Annotated in this window: 13 protein-coding genes; 1 reads left to right on the top strand and 12 read right to left on the bottom strand. The window is 41.5% G+C overall.

Annotation, left to right across the window (positions count from 1 at the left end):
• Window positions 1–26: 26 nt before the first annotated feature.
• From LDM98_RS01185 to serB, 11 genes are all read right to left on the bottom strand, one after another.
• Window positions 27–329, bottom strand: a complete 303-nt coding sequence (locus LDM98_RS01185) for a DUF190 domain-containing protein (protein WP_223897402.1) — start codon at window positions 327–329, stop codon at window positions 27–29.
• Between the two features lie 3 nt (window positions 330–332).
• Window positions 333–1,307, bottom strand: a complete 975-nt coding sequence (locus LDM98_RS01180) for a sodium-dependent bicarbonate transport family permease (protein ID WP_223897400.1) — start codon at window positions 1,305–1,307, stop codon at window positions 333–335.
• 69 nt (window positions 1,308–1,376) lie between these two features.
• Window positions 1,377–3,560: an NADP-dependent isocitrate dehydrogenase gene (locus tag LDM98_RS01175; RefSeq protein WP_223897399.1), complete on the bottom strand. Its 2,184-nt coding sequence runs from the start codon at window positions 3,558–3,560 to the stop codon at window positions 1,377–1,379.
• A 554-nt stretch (window positions 3,561–4,114) separates the two neighbouring features.
• Window positions 4,115–5,704: a phosphoenolpyruvate carboxykinase (ATP) gene (gene pckA / locus LDM98_RS01170; RefSeq protein WP_223897397.1), complete on the bottom strand. Its 1,590-nt coding sequence runs from the start codon at window positions 5,702–5,704 to the stop codon at window positions 4,115–4,117.
• Between the two features lie 204 nt (window positions 5,705–5,908).
• On the bottom strand, window positions 5,909–7,234 hold the full coding sequence (locus tag LDM98_RS01165; protein WP_223897395.1) for a sodium ion-translocating decarboxylase subunit beta: 1,326 nt from the start codon (window positions 7,232–7,234) through the stop codon (window positions 5,909–5,911).
• Window positions 7,235–7,236: 2 nt separating this feature from the next.
• Window positions 7,237–9,042, bottom strand: a complete 1,806-nt coding sequence (locus LDM98_RS01160) for a biotin/lipoyl-containing protein (RefSeq protein ID WP_223897393.1) — start codon at window positions 9,040–9,042, stop codon at window positions 7,237–7,239.
• Between the two features lie 15 nt (window positions 9,043–9,057).
• Window positions 9,058–9,303 (bottom strand): OadG family protein, encoded by a 246-nt coding sequence (locus LDM98_RS01155; protein WP_223897392.1) that lies wholly within the window; start codon window positions 9,301–9,303, stop codon window positions 9,058–9,060.
• 71 nt (window positions 9,304–9,374) lie between these two features.
• Complete coding sequence (locus tag LDM98_RS01150; RefSeq protein WP_223897390.1) at window positions 9,375–10,757, bottom strand: DEAD/DEAH box helicase; 1,383 nt, start codon at window positions 10,755–10,757, stop codon at window positions 9,375–9,377.
• A gap of 116 nt (window positions 10,758–10,873) precedes the next feature.
• A complete protein-coding gene (locus LDM98_RS01145) occupies window positions 10,874–11,638 on the bottom strand; it encodes an undecaprenyl-diphosphate phosphatase (RefSeq protein ID WP_223897388.1) in 765 nt (254 codons plus the stop codon).
• A 12-nt stretch (window positions 11,639–11,650) separates the two neighbouring features.
• Window positions 11,651–13,417 (bottom strand): ABC transporter ATP-binding protein, encoded by a 1,767-nt coding sequence (locus LDM98_RS01140; protein ID WP_223897385.1) that lies wholly within the window; start codon window positions 13,415–13,417, stop codon window positions 11,651–11,653.
• Window positions 13,417–14,049 (bottom strand): phosphoserine phosphatase SerB, encoded by a 633-nt coding sequence (gene serB, locus LDM98_RS01135; protein WP_223897384.1) that lies wholly within the window; start codon window positions 14,047–14,049, stop codon window positions 13,417–13,419. Before serB ends, LDM98_RS01140 begins: the two co-directional genes overlap by 1 nt.
• 118 nt (window positions 14,050–14,167) lie before the next feature.
• Between serB and LDM98_RS01130 the strand changes: the two genes are divergently transcribed.
• A complete protein-coding gene (locus tag LDM98_RS01130; RefSeq protein WP_223897382.1) occupies window positions 14,168–15,085 on the top strand; it encodes a methylenetetrahydrofolate reductase in 918 nt (305 codons plus the stop codon).
• Between the two features lie 44 nt (window positions 15,086–15,129).
• Here the strand turns inward: LDM98_RS01130 and LDM98_RS01125 are convergent, their stop codons facing one another.
• Complete coding sequence (locus LDM98_RS01125) at window positions 15,130–15,810, bottom strand: DUF975 family protein (RefSeq protein ID WP_223897380.1); 681 nt, start codon at window positions 15,808–15,810, stop codon at window positions 15,130–15,132.
• Between the last annotated feature and the right edge of the window lie 70 nt (window positions 15,811–15,880).

Raw genomic sequence — 15,880 nt, 5'->3', positions numbered from 1 at the left:
CGAAAAACAATCTTCCAAAGTACTCTTTACTTTTTTTCATGTAATAAAACAAGAGAATCGCTAATAATGCATTTCCCGCCATATCTGTCTATGAACGCTCTAATCTTCTCTATCATTCTTTCAAATTTTTCCTCTCGGCATACGGTAAAGATATAATTATTGCTAAGAAGGTCATTCGCTTCATCGGCTGTTTTTAGGCCATGACTTCCATACCCTTCAATATCTCTGATGATGGTATACCCTGTTACATCAGCTTCTTTAAATATCTCTAATACTCTATTTGTATAAATAGACTCAATGATCACTTCGACTTTTTTCATTTTTTCCATAATTCACCCCCATAAAATAGTAATAAAGTAGTAGTATAGCGGTATCCCTAAAGAGATGTTAAAAGGGAAAGTGACCGCTAGACTTAATGGCAGATAGAGCCCAGGATTGGCTTCAGGTACAGACAACCTCATAGCCGCAGGCACTGCAATATAAGAAGCACTTCCCGCAAGTAATGACAGCAATAAGGTATCTCCTTGTGATAGTTCAAAGAAGTACCCTAATAGAATAGCAACGGATGCATTAAAGATAGGCATAGCGATTGCAAACATAATTAAAAACAGTCCGACTTTTTTTAACTCATAAATTCTTTTTGCTGCAACCAATCCCATATCAAGAAGGAAAAATGCAAGCATTCCTTTAAACAGCGTTCCAAACAACGGCTCCATAGAATTCCAGCCTTTTTCTCCGGTTACAATACCAATGATCAAAGCACCGACCAGTAAATAGACTGATGGATTTAAAAATGCTTCTCTAAAGATCTCTTTCCAATCTGTCTCTTTTTTATCTTCAGGACCTCTAGCGAACAGTGTAGCAAACACAAGTCCTACTACAATAGCAGGAGACTCCATAAGTGCCATTCCCGCTACCATATAGCCCCCATATTCAACACCAATCGTTTGAAGATAGGTGATACCGGTGATGAACGTCACTGCACTGATCGATCCATAGGTCGCAGCAATAGCGATAGCATTATAGTTATCCAATTTCATACGTAAAATAAAATAGCTATAGATCGGTACAATGATCGCCATGAGGATTGCCAAGGAAAGTGCAGTAAAGATGTAGGTATTTAAACCACTATGAGAAAGTTCATATCCTCCATGAAGCCCAATGGCTATCAACAGATACAATGAAAAAAGTTTGGGTAAAGGCTGCGGAATCGACAATTCTGATTTGAAAAAAACAGCTAACATACCGAGCAAAAAGAATAGTATCGGTGGATTTAAAATATTTTGAAGTATTAAATCGATATTCATAATGAATCTCCTAAAATCATTTTGGTGCCGGGTACTGCACCGATATGGTGCAATACTCGATAGCTTTACTTAGATAGCGTCAATAATCGCATTGAGTGTAGCAGATGGTCTCATTGCCTTGGCAGCCAACTCATCGTTCGGGTGAAAGTATCCGCCAACATCCTGAGGTTTTCCTTCAACTGCAAGAAGCTCTTCCATGATCTTCTCTTCATTCTCTTTCAGTGCTTTCGCAACCGGAGCGAACTTTGCAGCCAATGCAGCATTCTCACCATTTGCAAGTGCTTCTGCCCAGTACTGAGCCAAGTAGAAGTGAGACGCTTTGTTATCCGGCTCACCTACTTTTCTTCCTGGTGCTTTGTTGTTATCAAGGTACCCTTGGTTGGCAGCATCAAGACCGGCAGTCAGGGCTGCAAGTTTAGCATCCTCATGTTTTTGGCCGATCATTCTTAAAGATTCAGCCAATGCTAGGAACTCACCTAGTGAATCCCATCTTAAGTGACCTGTTTCGTTGAACTGATCTACGTGCTTAGGCGCTGATCCACCTGCACCCGTTTCAAACAGCCCACCACCAGCGATCAATGGAACGATAGAAAGCATCTTCGCTGAAGTACCAAGCTCCAGGATCGGGTACATATCCGTCAAGTGATCTCTTAGTACGTTACCGGTTACAGCGATCACATTGTTCCCTTTTCTGATCTCTTCATTTGTAAATCTAGTTGCATCCGTTACTTTCATGAATCTGATATCCAGACCGTCAGTATCATACTCTTTAAGGTATTCGTTTACTTTTTTGATAAGCTCAGCATCATGTGCTCTGTTCTCATCTAGCCAGAATACGGCAGGGATACCTTCGATTCTTGTTCTTTCAACAGTCAATCTTACCCAGTCTCTGATCGGTATATCTTTCGTTCTTGCAAGTCTCCAGATGTCACCAGCCTCACACTCAAAGCTCATCATTTCACCATCTACACTACCAGTCACGGTAACCGTACCAGCTTCTGCCAGTTCAAATGTAGTTGGATGAGAACCGTACTCTTCAGCTTTTTGAGCCATAAGACCGATATTTTGCATTGCACCCATTGTAGATACATCGTATTGACCGTTTTTCACGATATCAGCTACCATTTCTTCGTGGAACATCGCGTAAGTAGAATCTGGAACTACAGCAACAGTTTCACCAGCTGCACCAGTTCTATCCCACTGTTTACCACCTTCCCTTACCACAACAGGCATAGAAGCATCGATAATGACATCGTTAGATGCATTGAAGTTCGTTTCACCTTTATCAGAGTCAACCATAGCAATTTTTGGAGCATCAGCATCAACTACTGCCTGGAATGCTGCTTTGATCTCAGCTTCATGAGCGTGACCAGCGATCTTTTTCTCAAGGTCGCTCATACCCATGTTAGGGTTCACACCTAGCTCTTTGAAAGTATCAGCATATTTAGCAAATACATCTTCAAAGAAGATCTCAAATGCGTGACCGAACATGATCGGGTCAGAGATCTTCATCATCGTTGCTTTCAAGTGAAGTGACCAGATAAGACCTTTTGCTTTTGCATCTTCTATCGTTTGTTTATAAAATGCTCTAAGAGCAGCAACAGACATAAATGTACCGTCAAGCACTTCACCTGACAATGCATCGATAGAAGTAAGCTCTTTCCCGTTAAGTGCGATCGTTACTTTTTGGTCTGCAGTCGATGTTACAGATTTTTCATGACCGAAGAAGTCACCCTTACCACCCATGTGAGCAACGTATGCCTGACAGTTCTCATCAACAGCTTTAAGTCTGTGTGGGTTGTTTTGTGCAAATCTCTTAACAGCTTTTGCAGCACGTCTGTCAGAGTTCCCTTCTCTTAGTACCGGGTTAACAGCAGAACCAAGGCAACCATTGTATTTTGCCTGGATCGCTTTTTCTTCAGCGTTTGCCGGATTTTCAGGGTAGTTAGGGATATCGTAACCTTGACCTTGAAGCTCAGCGATACAATCTTTCAACTGACCAACGGATGCAGAGATGTTTGGAAGCTTGATAACGTTTCCGTCCGGTTGAAGCACCACTTCTCCAAGTTTAGACAGTTCATCTTCAGCAAGACCCATAGCTGCAAGCACTCTTCCTGCCAGTGAGATATCACTCTCTACAACTTCTACACCTGCCTCTTTAGTAAAAGCATTCACAATTGGTAGTAATGAATATGTAGCTAAAGCCGGTGCCTCATCGATTTTTGACCATATGATTTTTGGTAAGTTTGACATGTTTCTTTCCTTTAATTAAATTAATGTTCAAAAAGTAACAAATTTTTTACAAAAAAATACAATAAATAAGATACTTTCAGTCCTATTTAATTTATATGTTTCATAACTACACATAATTATTATAATAAGTGCGGTATAAAATGATATATTTGAGTATTTTTGCCATTTAATAGCCTTTATTTGGAAATAAAGCACTAGTACCATAAGAAAAGGTATCAAAGAGATGAAGTAAGTATATATATTTGTAGATCTAAAAAGCGCTTCCTATCTACTTTGATAAAAAAATGAATTAGATATCAGGAGATCATACTGCTTATCTATTGTTCGTTAGACAATAGATATACAGAGTCGATTTCTGATGCCTAAAAAGGCCATTAGAGACCCGTTTTTTATACCTATAGATAGAATATAAGGAAGGATATAAACATTATAAATTAGACTATATTGAAGATGATACAATGAAAGTGTGTAGCTTAGTTGTAAAAGATGGAAAAAAGAATGATTTGAAAGGGGATATTAAAGACTCACACAATATGCTGTGTGAGTTTATAGTTTTATAGTTGAGGACCTGCAGATGCGAAATCGAACTCGTCACCATTTCCGTCATAACGATGGAAATTTTCCTGGAACATACCAGCGAGTTTTGCTAACATTGCGTCATACTCTGCTTTATCTTCCCAAGTATTTCTTGGATTAAGTACCTCTGTATCTACACCCTCTAATGTTTTAGGGATAGCAAGATTGAATGTATCCAATGTCTCAAACTCTGTATTCAGGATAGCACCGCTCAAGATACCATCGATACACGCTCTTGTGTTTTTGATGCTCATACGCTTACCTGTACCGTATGGACCACCTGTCCAACCCGTATTTACCAGGTATACATTCACGCCATGCTCATCTATCTTCTCACCAAGGAGTTTTGCATAGACAGTTGGATGCAGTGGTAAGAATGCTTCACCGAAACATGCAGAGAAGGTTGCTACAGGCTCAGTAATACCTCTTTCTGTCCCAGCCACTTTCGCTGTATATCCACTAAGGAAATAGTACATCGCCTGCTCTTTGGTTAATTTACTTACCGGAGGTAAGACACCAAATGCATCAGCTGAAAGGAAGATAATGTTATTTGGATGACCCGCCTGTAGGTCTGTTTTATGGTTTTCAATGTGTTCTATAGGGTATGAAACACGTGTATTCTCAGTCTTAGAACCATCTGTATAGTCAACATTACCGACTTCATCCGCAACGACATTTTCCAAAAGTGCATCTTTCACGATCGCACCATAGATCTCAGGTTCGGATTTCTCATCAAGATTGATCACTTTAGCGTAACATCCGCCTTCAAAGTTAAAGACACCGTGATTGTCCCAACCATGTTCATCATCACCGATCAGTGCTCTTTGAGGATCTGTTGATAGCGTCGTTTTACCTGTACCTGAAAGTCCGAAGAATAGACAAACATCGCCCTCTTTACCGACATTGGCAGAACAGTGCATAGAAAGTTTACCTTCAAGAGGCAACCAGTAGTTCATCATAGAGAAGATACCTTTCTTCATCTCACCACCATACCATGTACCACCGATGATACCCACATTGTCTTCTATATTAAAGACAACAAAAACATCAGAATTCAACCCGTGTTCTTTATACTTTTCATCTACCGCTTTACATGCATTATAGACAGTGAAGTCCGGTTGAAATCTTTCAAGTTCAGAGTCCGTAGGACGGATGAACATATTTTTAACAAAGTGTGCCTGCCATGCAACTTCTGTCACAAAACGTACAGAACGCTTACTTGCTGCACTTGCTCCGGCATAGACGTCGGTAACATAAATGTTCTTACCGGAAAGTTGCGTTAATGTAAGATCAAGAAGTTCATCGTAAACTTCTTTACTGATCTTTGTATTGATGTCACCCCAAGCGATATGTTCATTAGAAGGTGCCTGATCAACAAAATATTTATCTTTAGGACTACGTCCTGTGAAGATTCCTGTATCACACATTGCTGTACCTGATGATGAGATCTTACACTCTCCGCTGTTTACTTCGTGCGCTTGCAACTCGTCATAACTTAAATTGTAATAGACATCTCCAATATCTTTCAATCCTAGTTTATCAAGTCCGTTGGGCGTTTTAGTACTCATAAGTATCCTATTTCTTTCTTTTTTTATTTTAATATAAAACGAACTAGTCCGTTTTTTCTACGCTCACCATGATCACTCTCTTCGGTAGAGTGCTCAAGCGGTACCGCTTTTTATGTTTATCATGCCAAAGCATAAGTTAGAAAATAGATAGTATTTCCTAACGTATACTTCCTCAAAAGAGGAAGCATAATATGTAATACTACGTTATTTAAAGATAGAAAGTAGTACACCAGCTGCTACGGCTGAACCGATCACACCAGCCACATTTGGCCCCATAGCATGCATAAGCAGAATATTACCCGGTTTTTCTTCAGAACCAACTTTACTTACAACCCTTGCTGCCATCGGAACTGCAGAAACTCCCGCTGCACCGATAAGTGGGTTGATAGGTTCTTTAGAGAACTTGTTCATGATTTTACCCATAAGTACACCTGCTGCTGTACCAGCAGCAAAGGCTAGAAGACCAATGATCATAATACCCATGGTCTCAGCTACCAGGAACGAGTCTGAAGCCAGTTTGGAACCGACACCCAGTCCAAGGAAAATAGTCACAATGTTAATGAGTGAGTTTTGCATCTCATTGGAAAGTCTATCCACAACGCCTGACTCTTTTGCAAAGTTACCAAGTGCAAAAGAACCCATAAGCGGTGCAGCATCCGGCAAGATGAGTGCGATCATCATAATAACGATGAGAGGGAAAATAAGCTTTTCAAGCTTATTTACTTTTCTCGTAGTCTTCATGACGATCTGACGCTCTTCTTTTGTTGTTAATGCTCTCATTATCGGTGGCTGGATCACTGGGACCAGTGCCATATAAGAATAGGCTGCTACTGCGATCGCTCCAAGAAGTTCCGGTGCCAGTGCCGACGCGATAAAGATCGATGTAGGACCATCTGCTCCACCAATAATACTGATCGCTGCAGATTGTTTCAGTGTGAAGTCTACCATGCCTGTATACTGAGAAAGTGCAGCAGCACCGACCAATGAACCAAAGATACCAAACTGTGCAGCTCCACCGAGAAGTGCAGTTTTAGGGTTGGAAAGAAGTGGTCCGAAGTCCGTCATCGCTCCAACACCCATAAAGATCAACAGTGGGAAGAATTCGTTAGCAATACCCATATTGTAGATAATACCCAGCATTCCGTGATCACTTGTCATATTGGCGATAGGTATGTTGGCGAGAAGTCCACCAAAGGCGATAGGTAGAAGGAGAAGTGGTTCAAATCCTTTAGCAATAGCTAAATAGAAAAGTAAGAAGATAATGGTAAACATAATAAGTTTACCCCAACTTTGGGCAAATAAACTCATCTCATCCCCATGGCCATTCTTCACACCCTCTTCCGGGTTTACCATTGCATTGAGACCTGTAGTTTCAAAAAAGCTTACAAGAAGTTTGGTGATAGATTTGGGTTCATAGGCTTGTTCTTCTTGCACAGGGGCAGCAGGTGCTTCATGCACACTGGCCTGCACGGTTGATGTCAGTGCTGTAAAAGCGAACATCATCGAAAGTAAAAGATGTTTGAACTTCATGCTTACTCCATTGTGGCGAGAAGTTGTCCGTCTGCGACTGAATCGTTGACATTGACATTAATTGAGGCAATTTTACCCGCTTTTGGTGCAGTAATATCAATTTCCATCTTCATAGCTTCAAGGATCATGATCACATCGCCTTCAGCAACAGTGTCGCCCGGGTTCTTCACGACCTTCCATACATTACCTGGAGTTTGTGAGTGTATTTCCACACTTCCTTTTGCCCCCGGTACCAATGCCGGTGTTGCAGATTCTGCCACTGCATTGACCTGTGCTGCTGGTGCCGCAGGTGCTATTTGGATATCTCCCTCACCCTCTGCCACTTGTACGCTATATTGTTTACCGTCTACAACTACTGTATAATTTCCTGCCATCTCTTTTTCTCCATTACAATTATTTTCTTGACCTTTTCTTACCATGAGAGGACTTTCACCTTTCAAGAACGCAATACCTTTTTCTGCACATGCACCTGCGATGAAAATATTTTCATCTGAAGTATCCAATCCCTCATCTTCAAGCACTTTTGTCCAATGTGCGATAGATTTCGTTTCATCTTTATCTGCAATATCCAAAGGATTTTCTGTTGTTGGTTCCAGACCTAACTTCTCAGATGCAAGTTTGATGATCTCCTCATCGGCTTGTACCGGTGTTTTACCAAAATACCCAAGTACCATACGTCCGTATCCCGGAGCTATCTGTTTCCATGGTCCGAACATCACGTTCGCATATGCCTGCTGCCAGTAGAATTGGCTTACAGGTGTGACTGATGTACCGTAACCGCCACGTTCTACGACCTCTTTCATAGCAGCGATCACTTGATCAAATTTTTCAAGATCTCCCGCATCTCTCATCATCTGTGTGTTGGCTGTCAATGCACCACCAGGCATAGGTGAGAATGGAATAAGCGGTGATACCTGTGTTGCTTCAGGCGGTATCATGTAGTCAGAAAGACACTCTTTAAGTCTCTCTTCATACTTCAGGATCTTATCTAACTGTAGATCACCAAGATTGTAATCTGTTCCTTTGGTCGCATGAAGCATCGTAAGGATATCCGGTTGGCTGGTACCACCACTTACCGGTGATGCTGCCATATCGATACCATTTGCTCCTGCATCTAGCGCTGCAAGGTATGATGCCACTGAAACACCTGCTGTTTCATGTGTATGAAGTCTCAGGTGTACACTGTCACCAAGAAGCTTTCTCGCCATGGTGATAGTCTCATATACTTTGTGAGGGTTTGCTGTACCTGAAGCATCTTTAAAACAAACGCTGTCAAAAGAGATACCGGAATCTAAAATATTTCTCAATGTTTTTTCGTAGAAAGCAACGTCATGTGCACCCTTACATCCCGGAGGAAGGTCCATCATTGTTACCACTACTTCATGGTCAAGGCCATGTTTTTTGATCATTTCTGCAGAAAATGCAAGGTTGTTCACATCATTCAGTGCATCAAAGTTACGTACGGTCGTTGTACCGTGCTTTTTAAACATTTTTGCAAAAAGTTCTATCATTTCACGGCTACCAGTATCAAGCATAACTGTGTTGATACCACGTGAAAGTACCTGGAGGTTTGCATCCCGTCCTACGATCTCTCTGAAACCGTCCATCATATCAAATGCATTTTCCTGTAAATAGAAGAAGAGTGATTGGAATCTTGCTCCTCCACCAAATTCGAAGTGATTAATACCTGCATTCTTCGCTGCTTCTACGGCAGGGAAGAAATCATCCATAAGTACACGACCGCCAAAGACAGACTGGAATCCGTCTCTAAAAGTTGTGTCCATTACATCAATATATTTTTTAGCCATTTACGATACCTTGTTTTATGATTGTTTACGAAATTCTGTGACAGCTGCAATAATAGCTGCAACATGATGTGCTTCTTGTTCAGCTTCCTGTGCAGCATTGGCAGAAGAAGGGGCTGCCTCAGGTGCTTTCTCTGGGAAGTATTTATTGATAATTTTAGCTTGGAGCTTCATTATCTGAACCAGGATAACTAGAAATATGAATACGATCAGCATACCTAGCACCATAAATTTTAAGCCTTCGCTTACTAAATTTATTTCCATGTGATTAACCTCACTTTATAAGTTTACAGATTTTAAAACAGTTTTGCTTGCTATTAGGTAAAAAAAAAGAATTATCTTCTCTTTTTTCTACGATTGTTATTTCGCGTAACTTTTTGTTCCTCTACATACTCTTGTAGCATCTCATCTACCGTATTTTGATCGAAACCTATTTGTGTGCCTATGTTGTGCTGTTCTGCTTCCAGCACACGTGAGAGCAGTTTGGTTAAAAGGACCTCTTTATCCATTTCACTCATACAGGCTAACAATGCTTCCGCATCCTTATGTACCGGTATATTTCTGATCTGTTCAGCCAAATATTCACAACTTGCATCATCCAGTCCAGAGCCACCCTGGATGGTGGCCAAACGCATCTCTGCACCTACTTCTTTTTGGATACGTTGAAGTTCTTTAAACTCTTCAGTCGTCACCAAAGTGATGGCCTGACCACTTCTTCCTGCACGCCCTGTACGACCTATACGGTGTACATAACTTTGCGGATCAAAAGGTATATGGTAATTAAAAACATGCGTGACATCTTTCACATCCAAGCCACGTGCAGCAACATCTGTAGCCACCATGATCTTCGTTTCGCCTCTTCTGTAGGCTTTAATGACCACTTCCCTGTCCATCTGTTCCAGGTCACCGTGTAAACCGCTGGCATTAAATCCTAATGCCTGTAAATGTTCGGTCAGTCTGTCCACTTCCCTTTTCATACGGCAGAAGATGATACATTTATTGGTCTTTTCTGTTTCAAGCAGTTTTACGATCGCTTCATCTCTCTGGTTTTCATGGATCACGTAATAACGTTGGTCAATGATATTGTTTGTAGTCTCTTCATCACCTACCACAGAGATATACTCCGGTTGATAGAGGATATTGTTTGCCAACTCTTTGATCGGTTCAGGCATCGTTGCAGAGAAAAGCAGTGTTTGCCTGTTCTGGGGAATGTACTCGAATATCTCTTTGATCTCTTCTAGGAAACCCATATCAAGCATTTCATCTGCTTCATCGAGAACAACGATCTCCGGGTTCAAAACATCGATCTTTCCTTTTCTGTAAAGATCTTTAAGTCGTCCTGGCGTCGCTACAACGATCTGTACACCTTTATGTATCAGCGCTATCTGACGTCCATATCCTACACCGCCATAGACGGTCAATGTTCTGATACCTGCAAAACGTCCTAAATGGTAGAGTTCATCAGCGACCTGTGTAGCCAACTCTCTTGTAGGTGTGATGACCAAGGCTCTCTCTATCTCACCTTTGGCAAGTTTATCCATGATAGGCAGACCAAACGCTGCTGTCTTCCCTGTACCCGTATGGGCTTGACCTACCATATCACTACCATTCATAATGATAGGAATAGCCATCTTCTGGATAGGACTAGGCTCTTTAAAGCCCGCTATTTTCACACCCTTTGCCAGATCAGCATGAAAATCAAATTCATTAAATTTCATTATTTACCTTTAAAATATGAGGTACACCCTCATTCATGTCCAAAAGATCTTTTTTGAACTTAAGCGAAACTCCCGCAGGAGGTTCTATAAATTCAATCGTCATATGCAGGTCAATGTCATATCATCATTAGCAAAATCACTCCAAATACTATTCTATAGATACCGAACGCTACAAATGTAAAACGTTGAATAAATGCCAGAAAAAGCTTGATCGTCAGATAGGCCACGATAAATGCTGTAAGGAATCCGGCAAGAAATGCTCCCCAGTTGGCATCTGCAAAATCCTGATAGTGTTTCAGTAAGTCATACCCTGTCACCGCTGCCATGACCGGGATAGCAAGTAAAAAAGAGAACTCTGCAGATGCTTTTCTGTCCATACCTACCAATAAACCACCCACAATGGTGGCCCCTGCTCTGCTTGTACCGGGAATGAGTGAAAATATCTGGGCGATACCTACCCATAGTGCCTGTGTGTAACTGACCGCTTCCACGTCAGAGACATGCCACTCTTTTTCTTTGTAAAAATATTCCAATAGCAGAAAAATAAGCCCACCGATGATGAACATCCATGCTACAACTTCAACAGTAAAAAGTGTTTTGATCTGATCTTTGAAGAGGTAGCCGACGATGGCCAAAGGTAAAAAAGCAACAAAAAGTTTTTGCCAAAGTGCTATTTTTTTGAAGGTGAACTTTTCTTTATAGATAAGCATCACAGCCATGATCGCAGCAAACTGGATAATGACTTCATACGCTTTGGTCAACGCATCCTGGGACACACCCAGGAATTTGCTGGCGACTATCATATGCCCTGTTGATGAAATGGGCAGAAACTCTGTAAAACCTTCGATAATACCTATGATTATCGCTTGAAAAATATCCAATGTATACCTTTTTTAAACCATGCTGGAAAAATAACTCTCGTCTTTTGCCAATAGTGCCTTGGGTGTACCACTATCAACTACTTCACCATCTTCCAACACATAAATGAACTCTGCACTTTTGATGGTACTGAGCCTGTGTGCGATGGTGATCACTGTCTTTTGGGACAAAAAGTCATGCAGTGCATCAAACAGTTTCACTTCTGTATGAATATCTAAAGCCGAGGTTGATTCATCAAAGATCACCACTTTGGGATCAGCCAAGATCATCCTTGCTATTGCTACTCTTTGTCGCTGCCCTCCACTGAGCTTGATACCGTCTTTCCCGACCAGCGTATCAAGTCCCAGATCTAAACGCTCTATGACATTGGTAAGCTGTGCGATATCGAGTGCTTTTTGCACTGCATCCGCACTGTACGATTTGCCCAGAGTTAGATTGAACAGCATTGTATCATTAAAGAGTTTAGGATGTTGCAAGATGAGATGAATATTTTCTCTTATCGTGGAAAGTTTCAGTACTTTGTTGGATACTCCCCCATAGATAACCTCTCCCTCCTCCAAAGGGTAGAAACCTACAAGTATGTTAGCCAGTGTCGTTTTTCCAGAGCCGCTGGCACCGACAATTGCGACCTTTGAACCTCTTGGGATATGCATATTGATATTAGTTAATATTCTTTTATTTTTCTGGTAGGCGAACGAAAGATCCTTCACCTCTATGTCAATAGCCTGTTGAGAAGCAAAAGGATCGTGTGATTCTTCTCTTTGCGGTTCCTGTTCCATTACATAGATACTGTTTATACGTGCACAGGCTGCCTTGGCCGTAGAGAGTGCATACTGAAAATTAATAATGTCCTGTGTAGGTGTTACCATCACCCACAGGTATGAAAAAATAGCGAGCATCAACCCCACAGAGAGATCAGAGTATGCTACAGCCAGGATACTCACTGCCCTGAAGACCTCATAGCCGCTCAGAAATACCAGATAAGAGTACTTCATCGCTACTTCACTTTTATAGCCGTATGCGATAGCGTGTTCTTTCAGTTCCCTGGCCTTTACTTCACTCTTGTCAAAGAAGTACGCTTCTTTGTTTGCCGCACGGATCTGATGAAAAAGCTCCAACGTTTCATTCAGTGCGGACTGAAAGAGTTCCACCGCTTTGTTTTCCTCTTTTTTGAGCTTACCGATATTTCGTGCCAGTTTTGCAGTAAAGAAGACAACAATGGGGTTTGTAATAAGAATGAACAGGGCAAGCTGCCAATGAATCCACAAGAGTACCACTGCGGAAAAAAGAAGTACAAAAGAAGCAATAATGAATTTAGAGATGGTACTGCTTACAAATCCGTCTATCGTCTCTACATCCGTGACCAGTTTGGAGGTCACTGCTCCGACACGCATCGTCTCATACTCTTTGAGTGAAACATCTCTGAGGTGATTGAGTAAAGATGCTCTCATCTTGTATGTAATATTTTTTGATATGATCGTAAATATTCTACTTTGCATAATACTGAGCAGTACACTGGAAACACGAAGAAAGATAATAAGAGCTAATACAAAGAGTACATACCCTTTGGTGTCCGAAGTGAAGAGATGTGCAGATATCCAGGCAATGAATCCATGATCCTGTCCCAATAAAAGTTCATCTACCAGGATAGGGATAAAAAGCGGGATAATAACCACAAGCAGCGTAGAAAGCAGTGCGAGAACATTCCCTAATAGGACAGCTTTTCTATGGTCGAACAGTTGTCGTACAATGCCTTTGATACTACAACTGTTGTCTTGCATTACAGCGCGTCTACTATCTGAAGTATTTGGGTGAGGTCTTTCTCCTCTACACAATGGGTTGCAGCCTTTTTCAGTACAGGTTTTGCACAAAATGCCACACGTGTATCTGCATGGGCGAACATACTGAGATCATTGGCCCCGTCACCTACGACAAGTGTATCTTTTCTGTTTACACCCAAAAGATTTTGTAGTCGTATGATCATTTCACCTTTGGCATCAGAATGCATCATCTCTCCACCAACCTGTCCGGTAAGTATGCCTCTTTCAGAATGTAAGAAGTTTGAGAAGTCTGCGTCAATGCCTAGTTTCTCACAAGCAGGCTTTGTAGCATTTCTAAAGCCACCGGAGAAACAAACTACCGTATAACCACGCTCTTTAAGACCAGCCACCACTTCAAACGCACCAGGCATCATAGGAAGTTCTGAACAGATAGCATTTACTCTCTCTTCTTCCAAACCTTCTATAAGTGAGACTCTGGCTACAAGAGACTTGAAAAAATCCAACTCCCCTGCCATCGCTCTTTCAGTGATCTCTGCTACAGACTTTTCAAGTCCAAGTGGTTCAGCCAAAAAGTCGATGGTCTCGCCATCCATCAGTGTTGAATCAAAGTCAAATACGGCTAGTTTACTCATCATAATCCCTAATTAATATTTGTTAATATATTATGCTTTGGTCATTGTGTAATAACCCTCTATGCATTATTTAGGTAGAATTATAACTAATTAAACTATAACTATAAAGAGTATATTCATGTTTGAAAAATTTTGCGACATTCTATGTAACGATAAGAAATTCATCACGGTTGAGATTAACCCTCCTCACGGAGCGTCCATAGATGGGATCATCGCTGACATTCAAAAACACGATCTGCAAAACAAGGTCACAGGGTTTTCATGTACAGACAATCCTTTGGCAAAACTCAAGATGTCAGGTGTACTCTCTGCCATAAAGGTACAGCAGACATTTGGAAAGCCTGTCATAGCCACAATGAGTATGAGAGACAAAAACAAGCTCTCTCTGCAGTCCACGCTTCTTGGAGCCAATGACTTTGATTTGCGCTGCATACTCGCACTGACCGGAGATCCTGCAAAATTTTCAGACCAACCTGAGGTGAAAGGTGTCTTGGAGCGTGACTCAACCCTGCTTTTGAGTATCATCTACCACCTCAACAAAGGGGTCGACTACAGTAATAAGCCGTTAAACCCCGCACCTAAACCCATCTATCCGTTTGCTGTGAGCAATGCGACCGCGAAAGATATGAACAGCCTGAAAAAACGTATGATCAAGAAACTCAATTACGGTGCACGTGCCATCATCACCCAGCCGGTATATACCCTGGAGAATGCCAAAGAGCTCTTAGCACTTTTTGAAGAAGCCAAGGCGTTGAGCATACGAGATACTGCAAAAGAAGCCCAGCTTGTCTTGGGCCAGTTCCCTATCGTAAGGGCCAAAACAGCCAACTTCATTGATGACAAAGTCCCCGGTATCTCTGTACCGAAAGACATTATAGACGAAATGAACCTTGCAGCGATGGACGGAGAAGAGAGAGAACAGGAAGTAGGATTTGCACTTTCGAAACGCATCTTTGATGAAATGATGGATATCCATGGAAAAGTGCATTTGATGACGCACAATCGTTTTGATCTGTGTAGTCAGCTGATAGGCTGATCACACCCTGCAAAATCCTTATGCCTCAAACAGGGTTCCAGCGCTTAGATCTCTACCCCGTCAAAGATCAGGGGATAAAGTAATCCATACAGTGTCACAAATAACAATGGGACTGCCCAGATAAGGCCGATTCCCAGTGCCAATGCACCCAGTGTCATGATGATACTGAGCAACAAAAAGAGACCAAACACTTTGAACCAGTGTTTCGTGACAGCTTTTCGCGAAGTCTCCATTGCCTCCCAGATATCCATTCCTTTATCGGCAATAAGCGGCAGTGTAAAAATGTACGCAACACTCAGATAGATCCCAGGAATAATAAGCAATACAAAACCTATCACCGTCATAATATAGATGAACAGCGCAGCCAATGACAGCCTACCCGTAAGGTGATAGTAATGAAATATGGATTGAAACGCCAGACGCTCTCCGCGTGAATAACGGATGGCAAGCATGATAACGCCTACGATAAGCGGCATAAGTATCGGGTAACTTAAGATAGTAACGATCATCTGGTTCAGATAATTGGGTTCTGCAGGCGGTGGCGGAGAAGGAAAAAAAGTACCCAATATGACCTGTACGACCACAGCAATAACAACATAGACAACAAAGGCAGCTAAGAATATTCCTTTGACACCTTCTATACGATTAAAACCTGTTTTGATCATTTCTATGATATCAAAATCATACTCCGGTATGTTTTGGACATTTCTCTCTTCATTTTTCATCTTATCCCTTTTTCTGTAGATAAATCATTATAGCTTAAAAACGATTATTGTTAAACTTCTTCTGATATAC

Origin of the sequence: Sulfurovum sp. TSL1, assembly GCF_019972135.1 — a bacterium.
In the GTDB taxonomy this organism is placed as follows: Bacteria; Campylobacterota; Campylobacteria; order Campylobacterales; family Sulfurovaceae; genus Sulfurovum.
Note: the sequence above shows the minus strand (reverse complement) of the source record. Positions and strands in the feature narration are given on the sequence as shown.

Excerpts from the sequence above, each read along its gene's own strand:
- LDM98_RS01175 (WP_223897399.1), bottom strand. The coding sequence starts at position 3,560 with ATGTCAAACTTACCAAAAATCATATGGTCAAAAATCGATGAGGCACCG.
- LDM98_RS01165 (WP_223897395.1), bottom strand. The coding sequence starts at position 7,234 with ATGAAGTTCAAACATCTTTTACTTTCGATGATGTTCGCTTTTACAGCA.
- LDM98_RS01130 (WP_223897382.1), top strand. The coding sequence starts at position 14,168 with ATGTTTGAAAAATTTTGCGACATTCTATGTAACGATAAGAAATTCATC.
- LDM98_RS01140 (WP_223897385.1), bottom strand. The coding sequence starts at position 13,417 with ATGCAAGACAACAGTTGTAGTATCAAAGGCATTGTACGACAACTGTTC.
- LDM98_RS01160 (WP_223897393.1), bottom strand. The coding sequence starts at position 9,042 with ATGGCTAAAAAATATATTGATGTAATGGACACAACTTTTAGAGACGGA.
- serB (WP_223897384.1), bottom strand. The coding sequence starts at position 14,049 with ATGAGTAAACTAGCCGTATTTGACTTTGATTCAACACTGATGGATGGC.
- LDM98_RS01185 (WP_223897402.1), bottom strand. The coding sequence starts at position 329 with ATGGAAAAAATGAAAAAAGTCGAAGTGATCATTGAGTCTATTTATACA.
- LDM98_RS01180 (WP_223897400.1), bottom strand. The coding sequence starts at position 1,307 with ATGAATATCGATTTAATACTTCAAAATATTTTAAATCCACCGATACTA.
- LDM98_RS01150 (WP_223897390.1), bottom strand. The coding sequence starts at position 10,757 with ATGAAATTTAATGAATTTGATTTTCATGCTGATCTGGCAAAGGGTGTG.
- pckA (WP_223897397.1), bottom strand. The coding sequence starts at position 5,704 with ATGAGTACTAAAACGCCCAACGGACTTGATAAACTAGGATTGAAAGAT.
- LDM98_RS01125 (WP_223897380.1), bottom strand. The coding sequence starts at position 15,810 with ATGAAAAATGAAGAGAGAAATGTCCAAAACATACCGGAGTATGATTTT.
- LDM98_RS01155 (WP_223897392.1), bottom strand. The coding sequence starts at position 9,303 with ATGGAAATAAATTTAGTAAGCGAAGGCTTAAAATTTATGGTGCTAGGT.